The sequence below is a fragment of the Thauera phenolivorans genome (assembly GCF_001696715.1).
In the GTDB taxonomy this organism is placed as follows: domain Bacteria; phylum Pseudomonadota; class Gammaproteobacteria; order Burkholderiales; family Rhodocyclaceae; genus Thauera; species Thauera phenolivorans.
Window position 1 is genome coordinate 105,267 of sequence record NZ_MBFM01000005.1, and the last position, 23,943, is coordinate 129,209.

Genomic DNA, 23,943 nt, shown 5'->3' on the forward strand with positions numbered 1-23,943 from the left:
AGGTCGACCAGACCCCGATCGGCAAGACGCCGCGTTCCTGCCCGGCGACCTACGTCGGCTTCTGGGACGCGATCCGCAAGCTCTTCGCCGACACCTTCGACGCCCGCACACGCGGCTGGAGCGCTTCGCGCTTTTCCTTCAACACCGGCGCCGGGCGTTGCCCGGTGTGTGACGGCGCCGGCCAGACCACCGTCGAGATGAGCTTCCTGCCCGACGTGAAGACGCCCTGCGAGGGCTGCGGCGGCGCGCGTTTCAACCCCGAGACGCTGTCGGTGCGCTGGAAGGACAGGACCGTGGCCGAGGTGCTGGCGATGCCGGTGGACGAGGCGGTGGATTTCTTCTCCGCCCACCCCGCCATCGCCCACCCGCTGCAGCTGCTGCAGGACGTCGGCCTTGGCTACCTGACCCTGGGCCAGCCCAGCCCGACCCTTTCGGGCGGCGAGGCGCAGCGCATCAAGCTGGTGACCGAGCTCGCCAAGGTGCGCCGCCGCCCGGGCGACGCGGAGGACACCGGCGGCGTGCCGCTGCCGGCCGACAAGCACAGCCTGTATGTGCTCGACGAGCCCACCGTGGGCCTGCACATGGCCGACGTGGACAAGCTGATCCACGTGCTCCACCGCCTGACCGATGCCGGCCACACCGTGCTGGTGATCGAGCACGACCTCGACGTCATGGCCGAGGCCGACTGGCTGATCGACCTCGGCCCGGAAGGTGGCGAGGGTGGCGGCCAAGTGGTAGCCGAGGGACCGCCCGAGGTGGCGATGGCGACGCCGGCATCGCATACCGGGCGCCATCTGCGCGAGTTCCTCGCCCAGCGCGCTCGCGCGCCGGTGAGCGCGGACTGAGCTTCCGCGCCCGGGGCGGGCCGGGGTTATCGACCCGGGCGATGTTGCGGTGCGGAACCCGGCGCGCTGACTGCGGTCGGGGAATCAGGCAGAATTCGACCCGAGGCGGGCCAATCCCTTGCAACAGGAAACCAATATGGACAAGTTCACCGTCCGCGTGTGGGACCTCCCCACCCGTGCCTTCCACTGGCTGCTGGCGATCCTGGTCGTCGTCGCCTATGTCACCGCCCAGATCGGCGGTAACCTGATCGAGTGGCACGGCCGCGTCGGCATCGCGATCGTCGGCCTGCTGTGCTTCCGCCTGGTGTGGGGGGTGATCGGCTCGACCTACGCGCGCTTCGCCGACTTCGTCCCCGGCCCCGCCCATCTGTGGGCGCATCTGCGCGGCGAATGGAGCGGTCTCGGCCACAATCCGCTCGGCGCGCTGTCAGTACTCGCCCTGCTGGGCGTGATGATCTACCAGGCGGTCACCGGTCTGTTCTCGAACGACGACATCGCCTTCAGCGGCCCGCTGCGCGAGCTCGTCAGCGCCGACACCAGCAATTGGCTGAGCGGCCTGCACCGCCAGAACTACTGGCCGATCGTCATCCTCGTGGGGCTGCACGTCAGCGCGGTGCTGTTCTACGCGCTGGTGAAGAAGGACAATCTGGTCGGGCCGATGATCACCGGCCACAAGCAGGTCGCCGACGCCCACGCGAAGCCCGCCCAGGGCGGCGGTGTGGGGGTCTTCCTGATCGCGCTGGCGATCACCGCCGTGGTGCTCTATTTCGCCACCGGCAGCTTCATCGAACCGCCGCCGCCGCCGCCGGTCGCCCCATGGTGAACCAGCCCCGCCTCCACACACGAAAAAGCCACCCATCGGGTGGCTTTGTTGCGCGCGGGTGAGTGGGGTCACTCGTCCATGCGGTACTTGTCGTGGCAGGCCTTGCAGGTCTCGCCGGTCTGGCCGAAGGCCTTTTGCACCGCGGCCTTGTCGCCGGTGGCGGCGACCTTGGCGAGCTCGTTGGCGGCGGCCGTGAAGTCGGTTGCCAGCTTGCCGATGTTCTCGCCGTTCTTCGGATCGAAGAATTCCGGCTTGACGCGGGTCTTGACGTTGCCGATGTCCTTGTCGGTGCCCGGGCCGTAGAGCGCGCCCATGCCCGAGTTGGCAATCCCGGCGATCGCGTTGGCGGCGGCCTCGACCTGCTTGGCGTTGTACTCGCCCTCGACGTTGGCCTTGATCTTACCCATGTTCCAGCTCATGAAGCTGTAGCCGGCCTGGCGGTACTTGATCTGTTCTTCCGGCTTGACCTGGGCGGTGGCGAGGGTGGCGAGCGAAAGGGCGATAACGCCGAATGCGCCGCGAAGGAGGGTCTTTTTCATATTGTCCTCATCGGATGGGAAAATCAGCATTCACTTTAGCACCGCTCGATGATCGTTGCGACCGCGCCCCGTCGCAGGGCGCGGTCGGACGCGCCGCTCAATCCAGGCGGATCGGCACGAAGATGCGCGTGTTGCCGCGCTGGATGAGCAGGGCGAAGCGCTTGCCGGCACGGCTCAGGCGCTCGCGGAACTGCTCGACGGAGCTCACCGCCTGATTGTTCAGTGCCAGCACCACGTCCCCGCGCTGGAGGCCGGCGTTCTGCGCGGCGCCGCTCACCGCTTCGACCACCAGCCCACCGGCGATGCCCAGGCGCGAGGCCTCCTGCGCCTGCAGCGGTCGCACGTTGACACCGAGGCCGGCGATCGCACCCTCGCCCGCCGTTGCGGCAGGGGGCTCGCTCGCGCTCGCCTGCGCGGGGAGCTCGTCGAGGGTGGCGACCAGATCGCGGCTGCGGCCATCGCGCCAGATCTCCATCCGCACCCGGGTTCCCGGCCGCTTCTCGCCGATCAGGCGCGGCAGATCGGCGGAGTCGCCGATGCGGGTGCCGTCGACGCCGAGCACCACGTCGCCTGCCTTGACGCCGGCCTTCTCCGCCGCGCTGCCCGGCTCGACCTGCGCCACCAGCGCGCCGCGCTCGTCCGGCAAGCCGAAGGACTGGGCGAGGTCCTTGTCCACGCCCTGGATCATGATGCCGAGCCGGCCCCGCTGAACGCGCCCGTGCTCGACCAGCTGGTCCTTGATGTTCATCGCGACGTCGATCGGGATCGCGAAGGAGATACCCATGAAGCCGCCGGAGCGCGAGTAGATCTGCGAATTGATGCCGATCACTTCGCCGTCGAGGTTGAACAGCGGCCCGCCCGAGTTGCCCGGGTTGATCGCGACGTCGGTCTGGATGAAGGGTACGTAGGTCTCGTCGGGCAGGCGGCGGGCCTTGGCCGAGATGATGCCGGCGGTGACCGTGTTGTCGAAGCCGAAGGGCGAGCCGACCGCGATCACCCATTCGCCGACGCGTGCCGCATCGGCCTGGCCGATCTTCACCGTGGGCAGACCGGCGGCCTCGATCTTGAGCAGCGCGATGTCGGTGCGGCGGTCGATGCCCACCACCTTGGCCTTGAACTCGCGCTTGTCGGTCAGGCGCACGGTGACTTCGGTCATCACGCTGTCGCCTTCCTCGCCGCCGACCACGTGTGCGTTCGTCAGCACGTAGCCGTCGGCGCTGACGATGAAGCCGGAGCCGATGCCGCGGCTGATCTGCGGCCCGCTGCCGGGCAGCCCGGGCATTCCCGGCATGCCGGGGACCGGTACGCCGAAGCGGCGCAGGAAGTCATAGAAGGGGTCATTGCCGAAGGGGTCGTCCCCTCGCTGACGCTGCTGCACCGTGCTGATGTTGACCACCGCCGGGCCGACCTGCTCGACCAGATCGCCGAAGTCCGGCAGGCCGTAGCGGTTGGCGCCGACGGTGGCGGACGGCGCGGCGGCCTGGGCATGGGCGGCGGGAAGCACGAAGTCGCCCGGCAGGGCGACCGAAAGCGCCATCGCGAGGGCGCTGGCAAGGACAAGCTTACGCATGGAGCGGAATCTCCGTTTGAGTTTTCTGACGGGCAGCGGGGTGGACGGCGCGCGCCTGCCCGCGTTCCCGGCGAACAATCCTGCTTACAGACTTTGTGCGTGGGGGCGCAGGCGCAGATTATCAAGCCACGTCGTTCCATCGGCGACCTTCATGGGGGTAACATCCGGGCGTTCAGGTGCGGGTGCGCGCTTGCGCGAGGAGACCAGACCATGACGCTCACCGACCTTCGCTATCTCGTCGCGCTCGCGCACGAACGTCACTTCGGTCGCGCCGCGGAGAAGTGCCATGTGTCCCAGCCCACGCTGTCGGTGGCGATCAAGAAGGTGGAGGAAGAGCTCGGCATCCAGCTGTTCGAGCGCAGCGCCTCCGAGATCAAGATCACCGAGACCGGGCGGCGGATCGTCGCCCAGGCCGAGAAGGTGCTGATGGAGGCGAGCCAGATCCGCGAGATCGCCGCCGCCGGCAAGGATCCGCTCGCCGGTCCGCTGCGCCTCGGCGTGATCTTCACCATCGGCCCCTACCTGCTGCCGCGCCTGATCCCGCGGGTGCACCAGCTGGCGCCGAAGATGCCGCTGATCATCCAGGAGAACTACACCACCCGGCTCGCCGAGGCGCTCAAGCGCGGCGAGCTCGACGTCATCGTCATCAGCCTGCCCTTCGATGAACCCGGCGTCGTCGCCCAGCCGGTGTACGACGAGCCCTTCCGCGTGGTGATGCCGGCCACCCATCCCTGGGTCGCCGAGACGGCGATCGAGCCCGGCCATCTGGCCGAGGACCAGCTGTTGTTGCTCGGCGCGGGCAACTGCTTCCGCGACCAGGTGCTCGAGGTCTGCCCGAGCTGCCGCAACGTCGGCGGCCTGCAGCGCACGCTCGAGGGGAGCTCGCTCGAGACGATCCGCCAGATGGTCGCGTCGGGCCTCGGCGTGACCGTGCTGCCGAGTTCGGCGGCCGACGACAACACGATGCGCAGCCCGCTGGTGGAAATCCGTCCCTTCTCCCCGCCCGAGCCGGTGCGCCGGGTCGCGCTTGCCTGGCGGGTGACCTATCCGCGCAGCGGCGCGATCGACATCCTGCGGGCGGCGATCATGGACAGCGAGCTGCCCGGCGTGCGTCGGGTCGGCCGCGCGCCGCAGCTCGAGACCGCCGGCTGAGGCCGACCTCGCCGCCCGCGATCGCCGCCGTGAATGCGGCCGATTAGCATTTCGGGAGCGCTTCAAATAGGATGAGCGACAATCGACGCGCGTGCGTCGCCCCCGCTTCAACCGCACAGGAGGACGCTCATGGAAATCGACATCGGCATCAAGAAGAAGGATCGCGCCGAGATCGCCGACGGTTTGGCGCGGCTGCTCGCCGACAGCTACACGCTCTATCTGACGACCCACAACTTCCACTGGAACGTGACCGGCCCGATGTTCAACACGCTGCATCTGATGTTCGAGACGCAGTACAACGAACTCGCTCTCGCGGTCGACCTGATCGCCGAACGCATCCGTGCGCTCGGTTTCCCGGCGCCCGGCACCTACAAGGAGTTCCAGAAGCTCGCCAGCCTGAAAGAGCCCCAAGGCGTGCCCAGCGCCACCGAGATGATCCGCCAGCTCGTGCTCGGCCAGGAAGCGGTGATCAAGACCGCGCGCAGCGTGGTGCCGCTCGCCGACAAGGCGAGCGACGAGCCGACGCTCGACCTGCTCACCCAGCGCATGCAGGTTCACGAGAAGACCGCCTGGATGCTGCGCAGCATGCTCGAGGATTGAGTGCCCCGGCGCTGCTCGATCGGGACGACGGCCGGCCTTGACCGGCCGTCGTCCTTTTCAGGCGGAGTACGCGCTCAGCGCCCGCCCCAGGGCATGACGGGCACGGTCGAGATCGCGTTCGCCGGCGCCCCCTCGATCAGCCGGCGGCTGATCGCGAGATAGACCAGGGTGTTGTTCTTCTCGTCCCACATGCGGAGGATGCGCGTCTCCTTGAACAGGATCGAGGTGTCCTCGGAGAATACCGTTTCGTTCTTGGCCAGTTTCGCGGGCAGGGTGATCGGTCCGGTCTGGCGGCAGGCGAGCGAGAACTGGGAGGGATCCTGCGCCAGCCCGAGCGATCCCTTCACCCCGCCGGTGCGGGCCTGGCTGACATGACAGGTGACGCCCGGCACCTTGGGATCGGAGAAGGCATCGACGCACACGCGGTGATTGGCCCCGAGCATCTTCCACGCGGTGGTCACGCAACCGACCTCCTCGGCGTGGAGGGGGACGGCGAGCGCAAGCGCGGCGAGGGCCGGCAGCAGGCGGTGAAGGGCGGCGGGCATGATCGGGGCTCCGTGGAAAGAAGGTCGTGGGCGGCGGCGCAGCCGCCTCAGGCGGATTTCGTGCTGCGCTTGCGCGGCGCAGGCTTGGCCGCAGGCGCGTCATCACCTGCCGTCTTCTTCGCGCCCGCTTTGGCCGGTGCTTTCGCGGTTGCCTTCGCCGGAGCCTTGGCGCCCGCCTTCGGCGTCTTGGCCTCGAACTCGAAGCCGACCTTGCCGTCGGCGCCGCGCACCAGGTAGGCGGAGAACTTGCGCCGGGTGCGGGCCGACACGAAGCCCTTCAGCAGCTCGGTCCTGCCCTCGGCGAGCAGCTTCGTCATCTGCTCGCGCTCGATCGGCTGCTGCAGGATGACCTTGCCCGAGCGGAAGTCGCAGCTCTTGCCCGGTCCGACCGATTTCTCGCACACATAGGCCATGCCGTGCTCGAACACCCGCGCCTGGCACTTGGGACAGGCGCCGACCGGCTCCTGGCCGGAGAAGTCGACCGCCTCCGCCTCCTCGCCTTCCTTCGGCTGGCCGAAGTCGAAGTTGGGCTGCTTGTCCTCGTTCAACACGATGTCGGCGTTGAACAGGCGCCCCATCTTGTTGCGGAAGCCGAGCAGCGGCCCGACCTTGCCCTCGCGCAGCAGGGTCTCGATCTCCTCGATCTCGAACTGGCGGCCGGCGACGATCTTCCAGGTGCTCCAGTCGCACCCCTGGCAGGCGAACTTCTTGTAGTTCTCCTTCACCACGCCGCCGCACTTCGGGCAGGGCGTCGACAGGGTGGCGAAGTCGCCCGGCACGGTGTCGGATTCGTAGCGCTTGGCACGCTCGACCACCTCGCGCGCCATCTCGGCGATCTCCTGCATGAAGGCCTCGCGGCTGAGCTTGCCGTGCTCCATCTGCGCGAGCTTGTACTCCCAGCCGCCGGTCAGCTCGGGCGAGGTCAGCGCATTGACGCCGAGGCCCTTCAGCAGCGTGATCAGCGAGAAGGCCTTTGCACTCGGAATCAGCTCGCGCCCCTCGCGGTGGATGTATTGCTCGCTGATCAGGCCTTCGATGATCTGCGCGCGGGTGGCGGGGGTGCCGAGACCGCGTTCGGCCATTGCCGCCCGCAGTTCCTCGTCGTCGACCATCTTGCCCGCGCCTTCCATCGCCGACAGCAGGGTGGCTTCATTGAAGCGCGCCGGCGGCTTGGTCTGCAGCGACTTGAGCAGGATGTCCTCGGTGGACACCGTCTCGCCCTGCTGTACCGCCGCCAGCTGCGGAGCGCCGCCGTCCTTGGCGTCCTTCTCCTCGCTGGCAGCCTCCTTGCCATACACCGCGAGCCAGCCCGGATTGACCAGTACCTTGCCCTCGGTCTTGAACGCCTCGCCCTCGACGCGGGTGATGCGCGTGGTGATTCGATACTCGGCCGCCGGGTAGAACACCGCGAGGAAGCGGCGGGTGACCAGGTCGTAGATCTTCTGCTCGGCCTCCGACAGGCTCTTCGGCAGCGCCCCGGTGGGGATGATCGCGAAGTGGTCGGAGATCTTGGCGTTGTTGAAGATGCGCTTGTTGGGCTTCACCCAGCCCTGGCCGGCGATCTCGCTGGCGAAGGGCGCATACTGATCGGGCAGGTTGCGCATCACCTCGCCCACCGTGCCGAGATAGTCCTCGGGCAGGGCGCGCGCGTCGGTACGTGGATAGGTCAGCACCTTGTGCCGTTCGTACAGCGCCTGCGCGAGCTGCAGGGTGACGCGGGCGGAGAAGCCGAAACGGCCGTTGGCTTCGCGCTGCAGGCTGGTGAGGTCGAAGAGCAGGGGCGACAGCTGGGTCGAGGGCTTGGCCTCCTCGGTGACCACGCCCGGCTTGCCCTCGCACTTGGCGCGGATGGCTTCGGCCTGCGCCTTGTCCCACAGGCGGAAGGCGGTGGCGTGCTCGTCGCCCTCGGGGCGCTTGAACTTCTCGTCGAACCAGCGCCCGGGGTACTCGCCGGCGGCGCAGCCGAAGCGCGCCTCCAGTTCCCAGTAGTCGCGCGGCTTGAACTTGCGGATCCGATCCTCGCGCTCGACCACCATCGCCAGCGTCGGCGTCTGCACGCGACCGACCGTGGTGAGGTGGAAGCCGCCGGTCTTGGAGTTGAACGCGGTCATCGCACGGGTGCCGTTGATGCCGATCAGCCAGTCGGATTCGGCGCGGCACACGGCGGCATTGCGCAGGCCTTCGACCTCCTGCGCGGTGCGCAGGCTGGCGAAGCCGTCGCGGATCGCCTGCGCCGTCATCGACTGCAGCCACAGGCGCTGCATCGGCTTCTTGGTGCCGGCGTGCTGGGCGATGAAGTTGAAGATCAGCTCGCCCTCGCGGCCCGCGTCGCAGGCGTTGATCAGGCCGGTGACGTCCTTGCGTTTGATCAGCCGGGTGAGCAGCCGCAGGCGGTCGTCGGTCTTCTCGATCGGCCTGAGGGCGAAGTGAGGCGGAATCACCGGCAGATGGGCGAAGGTCCATTTGCCGCGCTTGACCTCGTACTCCTCGGGCACCGCGAGCTCGAGCAGATGGCCGACCGCCGACGAGAGCACGTAGTGCTCGGACTCGTAGTAGTCCTTTTCCTTGGTGAATCCGCCGAGGGCGCGCGCGATGTCCTGCGCGACCGAGGGCTTCTCCGCGATGATCAGTTGCTTGCTCATGCCGTTGGGAAGGCCACGAGCGTCGTTGCCGGCGCCCGTCCTATATTGGTTGTGCCGCGGATGATAAGGAGGCGCCGCGCCCTGTCGCGAGCCGGCGGACTGCCGGCCTCAGTGCAGGACCGGACGGAACTCCTCGTCGTCCTCGGTCAGGAGTTCGTCGACGATCAGCGTGTCCATCGGCTGCTCGCGTTGCCACAACACCATCAGCACGATGACCTTGAGGCGGTCGAGCGAGATGGTGAAGGTGTCGAGTGCCATCGCCCGCTCGATGATCAGCTCGCGTTCGGCGGCGCACAGTACGCCGGCGTTCTCGAGGAAGGCGATGAAACCGCGGCAGGCCGGGCTGAGGTGTTCGGCTTCGACCGCGGCGTAGAGGCGGATCGAATCGGCCGAGGGCGCGGTGCCGGGGCGGATCTCGGCGGCCACCCGGCGCAGGCCGGCGAGCCATTCGAGCGCTTCCGAGATCTCCTCGTCCTCGAAGCCTGCGGCCGACAGCTTGCGCGCGAGTTGCTCCGACTCCGGGCAGGCATCGGCGTGAATATAGCTTTCGAACAGGAAAACGAGGATGTCGAACAAAGGTGCTGTCTCCGTTGAGCGCGCTGACGACTGCCGCCAGGAGCGGCGGCGGTACGGGAATCAGAGGCGCTGGACGCGGCCGCCGGGAAGGCGGGCGAGCTGGCCGCCCAGTTCCATCGGCAGCAGAATGGCGTAGAGCGCGTCGACCGTCAAGCCGCTGCGCTGCACCAGGGTGTCGAGGTCGACCGGGTCGTGGCCGAGCGCGTTCAGCAGTCTGGCGCTTTCCTCGTCCGCCTCCGGTCCAGGTCGGGCGGGCGCGGCGCATGCAGGCGCGGGCGCTGCGAAGGCCTGGCCGAGCGGCCCGCGCAGCTCCTCGAGCACGTCCTCGGCGGTCTCGACCAGTTTTGCGCCGTCACGGATCAGGCGATGGCAGCCCTTCGACAGCGGCGAGTGGATCGAACCTGGGATCGCGAATACCTCGCGTCCGCTATCGCTCGCGAGGCGCGCGGTGATCAGCGAGCCGCTGCCGAGCGCCGCCTCGACCACCAGCACGCCGCCGGCCAGGCCGGCGATCAGGCGGTTGCGCCGCGGGAAATTGTGGCGCAGCGGCGGGGTGCCGAGGGGGAACTCGCTGAGCACCAGGCCGCGCGCGGCGATCTCGCGCGCGAGTGCGGCATTGCGCGCAGGATAGATGCGGTCGGCGCCGGTGCCGATCACCGCGATCGTGCCGCCCGCGCCGCCGTCGAGCGCGCCGCGGTGCGCCGCGGCGTCGATGCCGAGCGCAAGTCCGCTGACGATCGTGAGCCCGGGCTCGCTGAGCGCGCGGGCGAAGGCCTCGGCGTTCGCCGCGCCCTGGGCGGTCGCGGAGCGGGCGCCGACCACCGCCAATGCGGGGCGCTGCAGCAGGGCGAGTTCGCCCTTGGCGTAGAGCAGCACCGGTGGGTCGGCGATGTCGAGCAGGGCGTGTGGATAGGCCTCGTCGGCGAGGCACAGGATGTGGTTGCCGTCTTCTGCCGCCCATGCCAGCGCGGGTTCGATGCGTTCAGGGTCAGGCGGGGCGGCGAGGACATCGGCCGCGGCGCGGCCGACCACGCCCGCGATCGCGGCGCGGCCGGCCTCGAAGATGTGCTGCGGCAGGCCGAAGGCGGCGAGCAGGCTGCGCTGGCGATCGGGGCCGAGTCCGCTGGCCGCCAGCCTCAGCCAGGCCGCGAGTTCGTCGCTAGCCGCCAAGATCCGCCTCAGGGACGGCGGGCGCTGTCGCCGACACTGACGTGGCCGTCGGTTTCCATGACCAGGCCGTAGGCGATGCGCTCGAAGGTGCGGAAGACGAACAGGGTGCCGTAGCGCTTCTCAGGCAGCTCGAAGGTCTCCCTCACGCCGTCGCCCTTGTACTCGACGCTGCCGCGGTTGCGATACAGGGCGAGCACGTGGCCGCGCTCGAGGCCGTCGCGCTCGCCGACGTTGAGCGCGACCACGTTGAGCGCGCCGGTTTCGGCGACGCCGCGGTAGATCGACACCAGGCGACCGTCGATCTCGTGTTCGGGGGCGTGCGGCGCGTAGGAAAATACCGCCGGACCCTCGCTCGGCAGCATCAGGTCGCCGACACCGATTTCCTCGACCGCCGACGACACCTCGAGGGTCGCGGGCGTGCCGTGGTCGCTGACGCGCGCGCTGCCGAGGTAATCCGCCTCCCACGCGAGCAACTCGCCGGTGAGCGGGTCCTTGAGCGGGCGTGCGGGGCGGAAGATCTGCCACACCGGGGTGTCGGGCACGACGTTCTTCGCGAAGATGGTGTCGCCCTTGCCGGTGAGGACGCGGTTGGTCTCGGTGGCGATGATCGTGGCCGCGCCCTCGAGCCGGGCCTGGTCGACCACCAGCGGTCGGGTCAGGAAGGGGTCGATGACGTGCAGCGGGATGCTCGGCACCGCGGCGCCGAGGTCCTCGGTGTAGATCTGCGGCGACAGCTTCTGGTCGCCGCCGACGCGGCGGCCGACCGTCAGCCAGGGGCCGCTGCGGTCGAGGAAGATCATCTGGCCGGGATAGATCAGGTGCGGATTGCGGATCTCCTCGCGGTTGAGCCGCCACACCTCGGGCCAGCGCCAGGGATCGCGCAAGAAGCGGCCGGAGATGTCCCACAAGGTGTCACCGCGGACCACGGTGTACATGTCGGGCGCATCGTCGGCGAGGACGACGCCGTTGCTCGCGCCCGCTGCGCCGCTGACGAGGGTGGCGATGCTGAAGATCAGAGGTAGTATGATTCGAATCATTGTCGCTTCCGGGAAGGGCGGGGACGACATGCGTCATTGCTGAACGCCGCTGCGTTGCCGCGGTCGAAGCGACGGGGCCGGGAAGCTCGGCTCAGCACATGTTCATGCATCTGTAATCGCCCGAAATTCTGCACTTAAAGGTCTGCACGCAGCAAGCATTTATGGCACTACTTCCCATCCTCCGCTACCCCGATCCCCGCCTTCACACCAAGGCTTTGCCGGTGACCGTGATCGATGACACGGTTCGCCAGCTCGTCGCCGACATGGCCGAGACGATGTACGAGGCGCCCGGCATCGGTCTCGCCGCCACTCAGGTCAATGTGCACAGGCGCGTGGTGGTCATCGACGTCAGCGAGGACCGCGGCGAGTTGCTGGTCTTCATCAACCCCGAGATCGTCGAGCGCGATGGCGAGCAGGTGTGCGAGGAGGGCTGCCTGTCGGTGCCCGGCATCTACGAGAAGGTCACGCGCGCCGAGCACGTCAGGGTGAAGGCGATGAACGAGAAGGGCGAGCCCTTCGAGCTCGAGGCCCATGGGCTGCTCGCGGTGTGCGTCCAGCACGAGATCGACCACCTCGACGGCAAGGTCTTCGTCGAGTACCTGTCCGCGCTCAAGCTCAACCGCATCAAGAGCAAGCTCGCCAAGCAGGCGCGCATCACCGCCTGATCCCCTGCCGGAGTTGCCGATGACCCCGACCCTGCGCGTCGCCTTCGCGGGCACGCCCGAGTTCGCCGCGGTCGCGCTCGCCGCGATCCTCGACGCCGGCTACCCGGTGCCGCTCGTCCTCACCCAGCCCGACCGCCCCGCCGGCCGCGGCATGAAGCTCACGCCCAGCCCGGTCAAGCGCCTCGCCCTCGCGCGCGGCATCGAGGTCGACCAGCCCGAGAAGCTGCGCACCGAGGAGCAGCGCGCCCGCCTCGCCGCCTGCGCACCCGACCTGCTGGTGGTGGCCGCCTACGGGCTGATCCTGCCGAAGGCGGTGCTCGACCTGCCACGCCTGGGCTGCATCAACATCCACGCCTCGCTGCTGCCGCGCTGGCGCGGCGCGGCGCCGATCCACCGCGCGATCGAGGCGGGCGACGCCGAGACCGGCATCACCATCATGCAGATGGACGAGGGCCTCGACACCGGACCGATGCTGCTGCGGCGCGCGCTGCCGATCCTGCCGGCGGACACCACCGCCAGCCTGCACGACCGCCTCGCCGCGCTCGGTGGCGAAGCGATCGTCGGCGCGCTCGCTGCGCTGCAGAATGGCGAACTCGCCGCCGCCCCGCAGCCGGCCGAGGGCGTCACCTACGCGTCCAAGATCGGCCGCGCCGAGGCCGTCATCGACTGGACGCGGCGGGCGGTCGACATCGAGCGCACGATGCGCGCCTTCGATCCCTTCCCCGGCGCGGTGTCCACGCTGCGCGACACCGCGATCAAGTGCTGGTCGGCGAGCGTGGTCGAGGCGAGCGGCGAGCCCGGCAGCGTGCTCGCGGTCGGCGACGACGGCATCGTGGTCGCATGCGGCCGCGGCGCGCTGCGTTGCACCGTGTTACAGCGGCCCGGCAGCAAGCGCCTGCCGGCGGGGGAATTCCTGCGCGGATTCGCGGTCTCTGTGGGCGAACGCTTCGCGTGCGGCGAAGCCGGTCCGGCTTGATGCGGGGCACCTCCGCCCCCATCTGCCGAATCAACCCGCATTCATAGAAAGGACTCCGCAATGTTCGGAAACTGGATCAAGACTTCCATCCTGATGGCCGGCATCGTCGCCCTGTTCGGCGCGATGGGGGCGGCGATCGGCGGCCGCGAGGGCATGCTGATCGCGCTGGTCGTCGGCGGTGCGATGAATTTCTGGGCCTATTGGTTCTCGGACAAGGCGGTGCTCAAGATGTACCGTGCGCGCCAGGTCGACGAGAGCAGCTCGCCCTACCTCTACAACATGGTGCGCGAGCTCGCCCAGCGTGCCGAGCTGCCGATGCCGAAGGTCTACATCATCGACGAGGCCCAGCCCAACGCCTTCGCCACCGGCCGCAACCCGGAGAACGCCGCGGTCGCCGCGACCAGCGGCATCATCCAGATGCTGTCCGAGCGCGAGCTGCGCGGCGTCATGGCGCACGAGCTCTCCCACGTCAAGAACCGCGACATCCTGATCTCGACGATCTCGGCCACCGTCGCCGGCGCGATCTCGATGCTCGCCAACTTCGGCATGTTCTTCGGCGGTCGGGACGGCGAGGACCGGCCGAACCCGATCGTGTCGATCGCGATGATGATCCTCGCCCCGCTGGCCGGCATGATCATCCAGATGGCGATCAGCCGTACCCGCGAGTTCGGCGCCGACCGTGGCGGCGCGGAGATCTCCGGCGACCCCGAGGCGCTCGCCAGCGCGCTCGCCAAGATCGATGCCTACGCCCGCGGCATCCCGATGCACACCGCCGAGCAGCACCCGGAAACTGCGCAGATGATGATCATGAACCCGCTCTCGGGCGGTGGCCTGCGCGGCCTGTTCTCCACCCACCCCTCCACTCAGGAGCGGATCGCCAAGCTGCACGCGATGCGCTGAAAAGCGGGGACGGACCATGTCGCCGCCACGGCCCGTCCCCTCCTTTCCTCAAGCCGACATCTGTCAAGGATCTTCCCGATCCCCCGACTGACGTCCACCCACAGCACCCGCTTCTGATCGGGCATGTCGATCAGCATGAATGCCATGCTCTCGGCTTCGGCGATCGCCATGTGGTGTCCCGCCGGGTAAACTCCCGCCCTGCGTCATGGACACATCGCGCCGATCTGAATATCGGCCGTCCGTGCGGCGGTCCGCGCGACCGCCAACCTTGCGGCCGGGCCCTGCCCGACCGATTTAAGCCCGGCGCCATCCCGCACCGGAGCGGCTGTTCGTCATCGGGAGACAATTCATGCTTCACGATCCTGGCGCGTTTCGCAGGCGCCTGCTCGCGGCCTGCGTGCTCGCCTTAGCCTCGACGGGGGCCCTGGCCGCTGCCGGCCCGGAACCGACCGGCGCGCTGCCGCCGCCCCCGCCGGCCCTGCAGAAGGCGCTCGACGCGGTGCGCGGCAAGGCGGTCATCGTCAATTTCTGGGCCAGCTGGTGCGCGCCCTGCCGGGCCGAGATGCCGGCGCTGGTTGCGCTCGACGAGGCCGAACCCGGCCTCGCCCTGATCACCGTCGCGGTCGCCGACCGCGCCGCCGACAGCCGCCGCTTCCTCGAGGACGAGCGGCTGCAGGACGTCGTCGTCGTCGCCGACCCCGACCAGCAGATCGCGCGCGCCTGGCAGGCGCGGTTGATCCCCACCACCTACCTGCTCGATGCCGGCCACCGGCCGCGCCAGCGCGTCGTCGGCGAGGCCGACTGGCACGACCCCGCGCTGCAGGCGGCCGCCCGCGCCCTCATCGAACCCCAAGCCCAAGGATCCGAACCATGAATCGTCGCAACTTCCTCCGTGTCTCCACCCTCGCCGCCGGTGTCGCCCTGCCGGCGCTCGGCCGTGCCGCCGCCCTCGCCGGGCCGGCCCCGTTCGCTCCCACGCCGGAGGCCGGCTGGCGCCGCTTCGAGCTGGTGTCGCGTCTGGAGCCGATGCCCTCGGCCGGCAGCCTGCGCGCCTGGGTGCCGCTGCCCTCGATGCACGAGGCGCAGTGGTTCCGCCCGATGGGCAACGTCTGGCAGGGCAATGCCGACACCATGCGCGTGGTGCGCGACCCCGCTTCCGGCGCCGAGATGCTGTTCGCCGAATGGGGCGCGGGTACCGCCGATCCGGTCCTTGAGGTGCTGAGCCGCTTCGCCACCCGCGACCGCGCCACCGACTTCGCCCGTCCGGCGCCGACGCCGATCGCCCTGCCCGCCGCCGAGCGCGCGCTGTACACCCGCGCCACCGCGCTGCTGCCGACCGACGGCATCGTGCTCGACACCGCCGAGCAGATCGTGCGCGGCGCCGGCGACGACGAGGAGAAGGCGCGCGCGATCTACGAATGGGTGGTGGACAACACCTTCCGCGAGCCCAAGACCCGCGGCTGCGGCCTCGGCGACGTCCGCAGCATGCTCGAGACCGGCAACCTGTCGGGCAAGTGCGCCGACCTCAACGCGCTCTACGTCGGCCTCGCGCGCGCCGCCGGCCTGCCCGCGCGCGACGTCTATGGGCTGCGCGTGGCCGACTCGCGCTTCGGCTACAAGAGCCTGGGCAAGAGCGGCAACGTGTCGAAGGCCCAGCACTGCCGCGCCGAGGTCTTCCTCGAGCGCTTTGGCTGGGTGCCGGTGGACCCGGCCGACGTGCGCAAGGTGGTGCTCGAGGAGCCGCCCGGCCAGCTGTCGCTGGTCGATCCCAAGGTGGTCGCCGCGCGCCGGCAGCTGTTCGGCGCCTGGGAGATGAACTGGCTCGCCTACAACGACGCTCACGACCTGGTGCTGCCGGGCAGCGAGGGGCCGCAGATCCCCTTCCTCATGTACCCGCAGGGCGAGAGCGCGGAAGGGCGCTTCGACAGCCTCGATCCCGACGCCTTCCGCTACACGCTCACCGCGCGCGAGCTCGCCTGATCAGGCCTGGGGCCGGCGCGCGAAGCGGCTCAGGCGCACGTCGACCGTGAGCTCGAGCGCGCTCAGCGCTGCCGCTTTCGCCCGCCCTTCGGCGCTCGCGCGGTGCAGATGGGGCGTCATCGCCAGCAGGTCGGCGATCGCCGCGGGCTCGGCGAGCGTGATGCGGTAGCGAACGGTCTCGTCGCCCGCAGGGGCGAAGCCGGCGGGCACGGGCGGGGATTCGGTGCGCTTCGGCTTGAGCTCGGGGTAGATGATCTCGCGCAGTTCGCGCAGGTGGTCCGGTCCGGCATCGACCTGGAGCAGTTCGCCGTCCGGCCGCAGCACGCGGGCGAACTCGGCATGCACCGGAAAGCCGAACATGCACAGCACGCGGTCGAGGCTGGCGTCCAGCACCGGCAGGCGGGCGTTGCTGCCGACCACCCAGGCGATCCGCCGCTCGGCCTTGGCGGCGGCGAGCACCGCCCATTTGGAGATGTCGAGCCCGAGCAGGGCGAGGCGCCGGGCGCCGCTCGCGGCCGCCAGCCGGCGCAGGTAGTAGCCTTCGCCGCAGCCGGCGTCGAGGCAGGCGGCATCCGCGTCAGGCGGCAGGCCGGCGAGCAGCGCCTGCGCCACGGCGTCGGCGATCGGCCGGTAGTGGCCGGCCCCGAGGAAGCGCCGGCGCGCGGCGACCATGTCCTTGCTGTCGCCCGGGTCGCGCGATCGCTTGAGCTGCACCGGCAGCAGGTTGGCGTAGCCCTGCACGGCGATGTCGAAGGCGTGGCCGGCGGCGCAGCGCCAGCTGCCGCCTTCACGTCGCAGCGGTCCGCCGTCGAGCGGGCAGGCGAGGGCGTGGAAGGGGGTGATGTCCATGGGCGGAATTCAGGCGTCGTAGCGGCGGGGCGGATCAGACGCCCGGCTTCGCCTCGGCCAGCATCTCGGCCAGCCGGCGGCGGGGCAGCGGGGGCTGGGGCTCGCCGCGCAGGCTGTAGTGCAGCTCTCCGTCCTCGACCCCGAGCAGGCGGACGTGCAGCTCCGCCAGCAGCTCGAGGAGGGGCTGCAGGTCGGCCTCGGCTTGCGAGGCTGCGCCTTGGGCCGCGGCCACCACGTGCAGGGCGGCGAGCACCCCCGGCGTGTCCCAGCGGCCGGCGTGGAGCGCCGCCCCGGCGACCGCGCGCCACAGCGCGGGGCGGTGGGCGTGGCGGAGCGCGGCGTCGCTTGTCGGGACCGGCGGCGGTGGCGCGAGCGCCGCCTCGACCAGGGTGGCGCGCGAGGCCGGTGCGCCGAACAGCTTCATCGCCTCATAGGCGCTTCGCGCGCCCTCGGCGTCGCCGTCCTCGAGCGCGCCGAGCGCGATCAGGGCGAGCGCCTGGTCGGCGTGCAGGCGTTCGAGCAGTTCATCGAGGGCGGGATCGCCGACTGCGTACAGGTGGATGAAGAGTGCGGAAAGCGGCGGCGGGGTGTCCCACAGTGCCTGTGCGAACCGGGTCTGCGGCCGCGCGCCGCGCATCGTTGACCAGTGGCGCTCGCACACCGTGCCCAGGGCGGCGCGCAGCGCGCGCATGCGGGCGCCCGGCATCCGGCCCAGGACCCGCAGCGCTGCCTCATTGATCGCCGACAGCCGGGTCATCGCGCCCGCCTCCGCGTTCGTCCTGGGCCGGCTTCTGGAAGCGCAGCAGGGTCCAGTAGCCGAACAGGTTCACCGGGCGGGCGTCGGCGAGCGTCATGCCGGCGGCGTCGAGGAAGCGTTCGAGCGGGAAGTCGGGACGAAAGCCGAGCAGGCGGCCGAGCGGGGCGAGCCGACGCTCGATCGCGTGCGCCCAGCCATCGGCGCGCGAGAAGTGGTTCACCACCAGCACCTCGCCGCCCGGTCGGCAAACCCGCCGCAGCTCATGCATCATCGCGGCCGGGTCGGGCACCACCGAGGCGACGTAGAGCGCGGCGATCTTGTCGAAGCTGGCGTCGGCAAACGGCAAGGCCTGGGCATCCATCGCGTGCAGGCTGACGTTGCCGAGGTGGTGGCGGCGTACCCGGCTGCGCGCGCGCTCGAGCATGTGGGGCGACAGGTCGATGCCGGTGACGCGCGCATGGGCGGGATAGTGCGGGAGCGACAGGCCGGTGCCGACGCCGACTTCGAGCACCGCCTCGCCGGGCCGGCAGTCGAGCGCTTCGATCAGGTGGCGACGGCCTGGCTCGAAGACGGGGCCGAAGACCACGTCGTAGAAGGGCGCGTAGCGCTGATAGGCGGCGGTGACCGATTGGACGTCCATGGGCAGATCCCGGTAATGGTTGTGACTCGTTCATGCTAGCAGTCGATGCGCCGGGCGCCAGCGCGATTGGTGTAGCCTGTCGGTCCAGCAATCCCGCGCCGCCGGTGGCGCGGCCGTTCAAACCCTGGAAGGAGACGAGAAATGAGCAAGGTAACCCTGGGCGGCAGCCCGATCGAGATCGATGGCCGCTTTCTGCAGGTGGGCGATGCCGCGCCCGCCTTTCGCCTGACCGGCGCCGACCTCGCCGAGGTCGGCCTCGACGCCTTCGCCGGCAAGCGCAAGGTGCTGAACATCGTGCCGAGCCTGGACACCCCGGTGTGCGCTGCCTCGGCGCGCAAGTTCAACACCGAGGCCAACGCGCTCGCCGACACCGTGGTGCTGGTGGTGTCGGGCGACCTGCCCTTCGCTTCCAAGCGCTTCTGCGAGGCCGAGGGCCTGGACAACGTGAAGACCCTGTCGACCTTCCGTAGCCCGTCCTTCGCCAGCGACTACGGGGTGGCGATCAGTTCCGGCCCGCTCGCCGGCCTCACCGCGCGCGCGGTGCTGGTGCTCGACGCTGCGGACAAGGTCATTCATGCCGAGCTGGTGCCCGAGATCAAGCAGGAACCCGATTACGCCGCGGCGCTCGCCGCATTGAAGTGATCGTGGCGGGCCGCGCTCAGGCGCGGCCCGCCACCGCGGTGCGGCGCGCCTCGAGGTTGCGCTCGTCGATCGGCAGGTTGGCGAGCGCGGCGATGATGCCGAGCGCGATGCAGATGCCCCACACCACGTCGTAGGAACCGGTGGCGTCGAACAGCTTGCCGCCGAGCCAGGCGCCGAGGAAGCTGCCGACCTGGTGGCTGAGGAAGACGAACCCCGACAGCATGCCGAAGTAGCGCACCCCGAAGACCTGGGCGACGATCGCGTTGGTGGGCGGCACGGTCGACAGCCACAACATGCCGATCGCCGCCGAGAACAGGTACACCGACAGCGGTGTGAGCGGCGCGACCAGGAAGGCGACGATCACCACGCTGCGCATCGCGTAGATGAAGGCGAGCAGGTAGCGCTTCGGGTAGATCGTGCCGCAGTGGCCGACGAGGAAGGTGCCGGCGATGTTGAACAGGCCGATCAGCGCCAGCGAGGTCATCCCGAGGTTGGCCGAGAAGCCCTTGTCGAGCAGGTAGGACGGCAGGTGCACGCCCATGAAAACCACCTGGAAGCCGCACACGAAGTAGCCGGTGGCGAGCAGCAGGAAGCTGCGCTCGCCGAGCGCCTCGCGCACCGCGGCCATCGCCGACTGTCCGGCGTGGGCCGCGCCCGGCTGCAGGCCGCGGGTGAGCGCCGCCCCGAGCGGCACCATCGCGAGCGCGAGCAGGGAGAAACCGAGCAGGGTGCCGAACCAGCCGATGCCGCCGATCATGCCGGCGCCCACCGGCACCATCAGGAACTGGCCGAAGGAGCCGGCGGCGGCGACGATCCCCATCGCCCAGCTGATGCGCGCCGGCGGCAGCAGCCGGCTCATCGCCGAGAACACCACGCTGTAGGTCGTGCCGCTCTGCGCCAGGCCGATCAGCAGGCCGGCGCTCGCGGCGAGCCCGGTGCCGCTCGTCGCCCACGCCATCCCGGCGAGGCCGAGCGCATACAGCGCGGCGCCCGCCCACAGCACCCGGCGCGCGCCGTAGCGGTCGGCGATGAGGCCGAAGAAGGGCTGGCTCGCGCCCCAGGCGAGGTTCTGCAGCGCGATCGCGAGCGCGAACACCTCGCGGCTCCAGCCGTGGTCCTGGGTCATCGGCGCGAGGAAGAGGCCGAAGGTGTGGCGGATGCCCATCGAGATGCAGACGATCAGCGAGGCGAAGAGCAGGACCGTCAGCAGCGGACGGTCGGTCTGGTTGGTCATGCGGGACATCCGGCGGGAATTGAGGGGACGCACGCGGGCCGGGCGACGGCGTGCCGGCGTTGGGCGGCAGCGCGTCTCGGCGGGCGTCGGAGCGGGCGCGAGTCTACGGCATCGCCCGAGAACCCGTCCACCGCGCCGCAGCAATGCCTTTTCCGTAGCGAAGGCGCAGAATCGGAGCAGCACTCGACACGGCATCGGGCGGTGCCCGGCATGCGCCGACGTCGGGCGACAATCGCAGCGACACGGGGGAAGACGATGACTGAGCACACGAAGCGGCTCGAAGCGGACGTGCAGGCCGCGGTCGACAGCGATCCGTCGGCGATCGCCGAGCGCGTGCGCGCGCTCACGCTTGAGGCGCTCGCCCACGGCAGGCTGGATGCGGGGCAGATGAAGGAAGTGATGGGCGCGGTGCTGCGCGGCGCACAGCAGGGCATCGAGCGTCCCGACGGCGAGCGTGCCGCGGCAGTCGGCGAGGCGGTGAAGGGGCTCGACCAGGCGCTCGCCGCCGCCGCCCAGGCGACCCGGCTCGCGGTGCAGGAGGCGCTCGGGCGCAGCGGCGAGTTCTCGCGCGAGACGCTCAAGACCCGGCTCGACGAGCTCGACGAGCTGGAGTCGAATTTTCTCGACACCCTCGCCGAGGCGGCGAAGTCGGCCAGCGGGCATGTGCGCACCACCCTCAGCGATCTGGCCGAGCACGGCCGCGCGAGCGGCACCGCGGTCGGCGGACAGGTGCAGGAGGCGGTGAGCCAGCTCGGCCGTGCGCTCGCCGAGCTCGCCCGCGAACAGGTTGACGGCGGCGTGCGCACCCTGCGCAACGAGGCCGGCCTCTTCGCCGGGCTCGCCGCCGGCATGCTGCGCGGCATCGCCGACCGCCTGCAGCCGGGTACCGGCGGGTCCAGGGGCACGGACGGCGACCGCGGCGAGTGATGTTCTGGCAGGCCATCGGCGCCGCACGCGACCTCGCGCGCGCGCACGACATCGCCCGGGTGCTGATCCGCTACGGCTTCGGTGACCTCGTGCGGCGGGTCGGCATGGGCGAGGCGCTCGAACGCGCCGGCAAAGTGCTGCACTGGCGCGCGCCCGAGGAGCTCGCGCGGCTCGCGCCGCCGGCGCGGGTGCGGCGTGCGCTCGAGGATCTCGGCCCGACCTTCGTCAAGCTCGGCCAGGTCCTCGCCACCCGGGTCGACCTCTTCCCGCCCGACTGGATCGAGGAATTCGGCAAGCTGCAGGACGGCGCGCCGGCAGCCCCCTTCGAGGCGATCCGCGCCCAGCTCGAGGAAGACCTTGGCGCGCCGCCCGAGACGGTGTTCGCCGAGCTCGAGCTCGTGCCGCTGGCGGCGGCCTCGCTTGCCCAGGTGCACCGCGCGCGGCTCGCCGACGGCCGTCGGGTGGTGCTGAAGGTGCGTCGGCCCGGCATCCGTCCCACGGTCGAGGCCGACCTCCACCTGCTCGCGCGCCTCGCCGAGATCGTCGACGCCGAGGCCTCCGACTTGCGCCGCTACCGGCCGCGCGAGGTGGTGCGCGAATTCACCCTGTCGCTGCGCCGCGAGCTCGACTTCGCCGCCGAATGCCGCAACGCCGAGCGCGTCGCGCGCAGCTTCGCCGATCGTCCCGAGATCATCGTGCCGGGCATCCACTGGGAGTGGTGCGGCGAGCGGTTGAACGTCCAGGATTACGTCGACGGTATCGCCGGGCGCGACCTCGCGGGCGCGGACGCCGCGGGTCTCGACCGCCGCCTGCTCGCCCGACGCGGCGCCGCCGCAGTGCTCAAGATGATGCTCGAGGACGGCCTCTTTCACGCCGATCCGCACCCGGGCAACGTCTTCTACCTGCCGGGCGAGCGGATCGCCTTCATCGACTTCGGCATGGTCGGCCGGCTCTCCGGGGCGCGCCGCTACGAGGTTGCGCTGCTGCTGCACGGCCTGGTGGAGGGCGACGCGGACGCGGTCGCCGAAGTACTGCTCGACTGGCGCAGCGGCGACGAGGGCGACGCCGAGGCCGATCCGGCGCGGCTGCGTTTCGAGATCGAGGCCTTCGTCGACCAGTACAAGGGCGTGCCGCTGAAACAGCTCGACATGTCCGCGATGCTCAACGACCTGGTGGCGATCCTGCGCGAGCACGGGCTGGCGCTGCCGCCCGACCTCGTCCTCCTGTTCAAGGCCTTCATCACCCTCGAGGGCCTCGGCCGCCAGCTCGACCCCGATTTCGACATGGCGAGCGAGGCCGCGCCCTACCTGCGGCGGGTGATGCTCTCGCACCGCGCGCCGGCGGCGGTGGCGAGGCGCGGCTGGCGCGCGCTCGGCGGCGCAGTGGATCTGCTCGCCGGCCTGCCGCAGGACCTCAGCCGGTTGCTGCGCGCGGGACGGCGCGGGAAGCTGCAGGTGCAGGTGGAGGTGGTGGCGCTGCAGCGCTTCGCCGACCAGATCGACCGCGCGGTCAGCCGCATGACGCTCGGCATCGTCACCGCGGCGCTGATCGTCGGCACCGCGATCCTGATGACGGTAGTGCGCGACCCGGCGCTCGCCGGCCTGCGCACCCTCGGCCTGCTCGGCTTCCTCGGCGCGGTGCTCGGCGGGCTGTGGGTGCTCGTCTCGGTGTGGCGCAGCGGGCGCTGAGCACCAATGAGAAGGGTGAATTTCCTGCGCAACTGGCTCGAACCGCGGCTGCTCGCGGTCGCCGCCGCGGTGACGGCCGCGCTGTGGCTGTTCATCGAGGTCGGCGAGGAGGTCGTCGAGGGCGAGACGCACGCGGTCGACAGCGCGATCCTGCTCGCCCTGCGCGCGCCGGGCGACGCCGGCGATCCGCTCGGCCCGCCCTGGCTGGAGGCGGCGGCGCGCGACATCACCGCGCTCGGCAGCTTCCCCGTGCTCGGCCTGGTGATCCTCTCGGCGACGGCCTTCCTGCTGCTGTCGGGGCGGCGTCGCACTGCGCTTTTCCTCCTGCTGTCGACCGCTGGCGGCGCGCTCGCCTCGGTGCTGCTGAAGGCCGCCTACGACCGTCCGCGGCCCGAACTGGTGGCGCACGGCGACTACGTGTTGTCAGCGAGTTTTCCGAGCGGACACGCGATGATCTCCGCCCTCGTCTACCTCACCCTGGGCGCGCTGATCGCCCGCCTCCTGCCCGCGCGCCGGGAGAAGCTGTTCGTGCTGGGCGTTGCGCTCGCCCTGTCCGGGCTGGTGGGCGCGAGCCGGGTCTATCTCGGCGTGCACTGGCCCACCGACGTGCTCGCCGGGTGGGCGGCTGGAGCGGCCTGGGCGCTGGGCTGGTGGGCCGTGGCCGAACTCTGGGGCCGCCGCGGAGAGACGGCATGAAGGGGCGCGGCCTGATCGTGCGCATGGGCTTCGCGCTCAACGGCCTGAAGCTGGCGGTGGTGCGAGAACGCAGCGTGCGCACCCATCTCGCGGCGGTGGCGGGGGTGCTGGCGCTTCTGCTGGCGATGCGGCCGGCGCCGCTGTGGTGGGCGGTGATGGCGCTGACGGTGGGCTTCGTGCTCGCCGCGGAGTTGCTCAACTCGGCGCTCGAGGTGCTTGCCGACCGCCTGCATCCCGAACGCCACCCCGAGATCGGCGCCGCGAAAGACATCGCCGCGGGCGCGGTCCTGCTGGCGAGCGCGGTAGCGGTGGCGGTCGGGCTGGCCTTCCTGTGGGCGCATTTCGGCGGCCCCTAGGAAATGGCCGTTGAGCGCCCTGGGGGCAGGGTTCCTACCGGGGCGGTGCTCATCGCAGGCACTGTGGAGCGCAGCCCCCTGCGCGATGACGGCGGTGGCGCGGTGGCCTCGCGGGTTGCTCGGGCCCGGCTTCG

General features: G+C 70.4%; 25 protein-coding genes and 1 pseudogene. 14 read left to right on the forward strand and 12 right to left on the reverse strand.

Annotated features, from left to right (window positions below; genetic code table 11):
- Nucleotides 1–845 (forward strand): annotated as a pseudogene (locus BB334_RS13515) (excinuclease ABC subunit UvrA); the annotation flags it as partial.
- A 136-nt stretch (nucleotides 846–981) separates the two neighbouring features.
- Nucleotides 982–1,668: a cytochrome b/b6 domain-containing protein gene (locus tag BB334_RS13520; protein ID WP_068809029.1), complete on the forward strand. Its 687-nt coding sequence runs from the start codon at nucleotides 982–984 to the stop codon at nucleotides 1,666–1,668.
- Nucleotides 1,669–1,736: 68 nt separating this feature from the next.
- Here the strand turns inward: BB334_RS13520 and BB334_RS13525 are convergent, their stop codons facing one another.
- Together BB334_RS13525 and BB334_RS13530 are read right to left on the reverse strand one after the other, a co-directional pair.
- On the reverse strand, nucleotides 1,737–2,207 hold the full coding sequence (locus BB334_RS13525; protein WP_068809030.1) for a c-type cytochrome: 471 nt from the start codon (nucleotides 2,205–2,207) through the stop codon (nucleotides 1,737–1,739).
- A 97-nt stretch (nucleotides 2,208–2,304) separates the two neighbouring features.
- On the reverse strand, nucleotides 2,305–3,777 hold the full coding sequence (locus BB334_RS13530) for a DegQ family serine endoprotease (RefSeq protein WP_068809031.1): 1,473 nt from the start codon (nucleotides 3,775–3,777) through the stop codon (nucleotides 2,305–2,307).
- 210 nt (nucleotides 3,778–3,987) lie between these two features.
- Here BB334_RS13530 and BB334_RS13535 point away from each other — a divergent pair, with 210 nt between their 5' ends.
- Both BB334_RS13535 and BB334_RS13540 read left to right on the forward strand, forming a co-directional pair.
- A complete protein-coding gene (locus BB334_RS13535; protein ID WP_068809032.1) occupies nucleotides 3,988–4,929 on the forward strand; it encodes a hydrogen peroxide-inducible genes activator in 942 nt (313 codons plus the stop codon).
- Between the two features lie 129 nt (nucleotides 4,930–5,058).
- On the forward strand, nucleotides 5,059–5,529 hold the full coding sequence (locus BB334_RS13540) for a Dps family protein (RefSeq protein WP_068809033.1): 471 nt from the start codon (nucleotides 5,059–5,061) through the stop codon (nucleotides 5,527–5,529).
- A gap of 74 nt (nucleotides 5,530–5,603) precedes the next feature.
- On the opposite strand, the gene BB334_RS13545 is transcribed toward BB334_RS13540, so the two are convergent.
- The 5 genes from BB334_RS13545 to BB334_RS13565 form a co-directional block, all read right to left on the reverse strand.
- Nucleotides 5,604–6,074 (reverse strand): CreA family protein, encoded by a 471-nt coding sequence (locus BB334_RS13545; protein ID WP_068809034.1) that lies wholly within the window; start codon nucleotides 6,072–6,074, stop codon nucleotides 5,604–5,606.
- Nucleotides 6,075–6,121: 47 nt separating this feature from the next.
- Nucleotides 6,122–8,716, reverse strand: a complete 2,595-nt coding sequence (locus BB334_RS13550; RefSeq protein WP_068809035.1) for a DNA topoisomerase III — start codon at nucleotides 8,714–8,716, stop codon at nucleotides 6,122–6,124.
- A 108-nt stretch (nucleotides 8,717–8,824) separates the two neighbouring features.
- Entirely contained in the window at nucleotides 8,825–9,292 is a 468-nt protein-coding gene (locus BB334_RS13555) for a DUF494 family protein (RefSeq protein WP_068809036.1), read from the reverse strand.
- A 60-nt stretch (nucleotides 9,293–9,352) separates the two neighbouring features.
- Entirely contained in the window at nucleotides 9,353–10,465 is a 1,113-nt protein-coding gene (dprA, locus tag BB334_RS13560; RefSeq protein WP_068809037.1) for a DNA-processing protein DprA, read from the reverse strand.
- A 5-nt stretch (nucleotides 10,466–10,470) separates the two neighbouring features.
- Entirely contained in the window at nucleotides 10,471–11,499 is a 1,029-nt protein-coding gene (locus BB334_RS13565; protein WP_068809038.1) for a LysM peptidoglycan-binding domain-containing protein, read from the reverse strand.
- 161 nt (nucleotides 11,500–11,660) lie between these two features.
- On the opposite strand from BB334_RS13565, the gene def reads away from it, so the two are divergent.
- Genes def through htpX form a run of 3 tightly spaced genes read left to right on the forward strand, consistent with a single transcriptional unit; the run spans nucleotide 11,661 to nucleotide 14,040 of the window.
- Complete coding sequence (gene def, locus BB334_RS13570; protein ID WP_068809039.1) at nucleotides 11,661–12,164, forward strand: peptide deformylase; 504 nt, start codon at nucleotides 11,661–11,663, stop codon at nucleotides 12,162–12,164.
- Between the two features lie 19 nt (nucleotides 12,165–12,183).
- On the forward strand, nucleotides 12,184–13,140 hold the full coding sequence (gene fmt / locus BB334_RS13575) for a methionyl-tRNA formyltransferase (RefSeq protein WP_068809040.1): 957 nt from the start codon (nucleotides 12,184–12,186) through the stop codon (nucleotides 13,138–13,140).
- Nucleotides 13,141–13,200: 60 nt separating this feature from the next.
- Nucleotides 13,201–14,040, forward strand: coding sequence for a zinc metalloprotease HtpX (gene htpX / locus BB334_RS13580; RefSeq protein ID WP_068809041.1), 840 nt, complete (start codon nucleotides 13,201–13,203; stop codon nucleotides 14,038–14,040).
- Here the strand turns inward: htpX and BB334_RS13585 are convergent.
- Complete coding sequence (locus tag BB334_RS13585) at nucleotides 14,004–14,210, reverse strand: hypothetical protein (protein WP_068809042.1); 207 nt, start codon at nucleotides 14,208–14,210, stop codon at nucleotides 14,004–14,006. The genes htpX and BB334_RS13585 overlap by 37 nt on opposite strands.
- A 179-nt stretch (nucleotides 14,211–14,389) precedes the next feature.
- Between BB334_RS13585 and BB334_RS13590 the strand changes: the two genes are divergently transcribed.
- Nucleotides 14,390–14,914: a TlpA family protein disulfide reductase gene (locus BB334_RS13590; protein WP_068809043.1), complete on the forward strand. Its 525-nt coding sequence runs from the start codon at nucleotides 14,390–14,392 to the stop codon at nucleotides 14,912–14,914.
- Nucleotides 14,911–16,020, forward strand: a complete 1,110-nt coding sequence (locus tag BB334_RS13595) for a transglutaminase-like domain-containing protein (protein ID WP_068809044.1) — start codon at nucleotides 14,911–14,913, stop codon at nucleotides 16,018–16,020. Before BB334_RS13590 ends, BB334_RS13595 begins: the two co-directional genes overlap by 4 nt.
- On the opposite strand, the gene BB334_RS13600 is transcribed toward BB334_RS13595, so the two are convergent.
- From BB334_RS13600 to BB334_RS13610, 3 genes are read right to left on the reverse strand one after another with little or no spacing between them, the layout of a single operon-like run.
- Nucleotides 16,021–16,869: a putative RNA methyltransferase gene (locus BB334_RS13600; protein WP_068809045.1), complete on the reverse strand. Its 849-nt coding sequence runs from the start codon at nucleotides 16,867–16,869 to the stop codon at nucleotides 16,021–16,023. It lies immediately after the preceding gene.
- A gap of 34 nt (nucleotides 16,870–16,903) precedes the next feature.
- Entirely contained in the window at nucleotides 16,904–17,626 is a 723-nt protein-coding gene (locus BB334_RS13605; RefSeq protein WP_068809046.1) for a hypothetical protein, read from the reverse strand.
- Nucleotides 17,601–18,266 carry a class I SAM-dependent methyltransferase gene (locus BB334_RS13610; protein ID WP_068809047.1) on the reverse strand — a complete coding sequence of 222 codons (666 nt, stop codon included), beginning with the start codon at nucleotides 18,264–18,266 and terminating at the stop codon, nucleotides 17,601–17,603. Before BB334_RS13610 ends, BB334_RS13605 begins: the two co-directional genes overlap by 26 nt.
- 141 nt (nucleotides 18,267–18,407) lie before the next feature.
- Between BB334_RS13610 and tpx the strand changes: the two genes are divergently transcribed.
- On the forward strand, nucleotides 18,408–18,908 hold the full coding sequence (gene tpx / locus BB334_RS13615) for a thiol peroxidase (RefSeq protein WP_068809048.1): 501 nt from the start codon (nucleotides 18,408–18,410) through the stop codon (nucleotides 18,906–18,908).
- A 16-nt stretch (nucleotides 18,909–18,924) separates the two neighbouring features.
- On the opposite strand, the gene BB334_RS13620 is transcribed toward tpx, so the two are convergent.
- On the reverse strand, nucleotides 18,925–20,142 hold the full coding sequence (locus BB334_RS13620) for an MFS transporter (protein WP_068809049.1): 1,218 nt from the start codon (nucleotides 20,140–20,142) through the stop codon (nucleotides 18,925–18,927).
- Nucleotides 20,143–20,397: 255 nt separating this feature from the next.
- Between BB334_RS13620 and BB334_RS13625 the strand changes: the two genes are divergently transcribed.
- The 4 genes from BB334_RS13625 to BB334_RS13640 are packed head-to-tail and all read left to right on the forward strand — an operon-like array spanning nucleotide 20,398 to nucleotide 23,809.
- Nucleotides 20,398–21,069 (forward strand): DUF6781 family protein, encoded by a 672-nt coding sequence (locus tag BB334_RS13625; protein WP_068809050.1) that lies wholly within the window; start codon nucleotides 20,398–20,400, stop codon nucleotides 21,067–21,069.
- Nucleotides 21,069–22,757 (forward strand): ABC1 kinase family protein, encoded by a 1,689-nt coding sequence (locus BB334_RS13630; protein ID WP_068809051.1) that lies wholly within the window; start codon nucleotides 21,069–21,071, stop codon nucleotides 22,755–22,757. Before BB334_RS13625 ends, BB334_RS13630 begins: the two co-directional genes overlap by 1 nt.
- A gap of 6 nt (nucleotides 22,758–22,763) precedes the next feature.
- A complete protein-coding gene (locus tag BB334_RS13635) occupies nucleotides 22,764–23,453 on the forward strand; it encodes a phosphatase PAP2 family protein (RefSeq protein WP_068809052.1) in 690 nt (229 codons plus the stop codon).
- Nucleotides 23,450–23,809 (forward strand): diacylglycerol kinase, encoded by a 360-nt coding sequence (locus BB334_RS13640; protein WP_068809053.1) that lies wholly within the window; start codon nucleotides 23,450–23,452, stop codon nucleotides 23,807–23,809. The genes BB334_RS13635 and BB334_RS13640 overlap by 4 nt, the downstream gene beginning before the upstream one ends.
- Nucleotides 23,810–23,943: the final 134 nt, after the last annotated feature.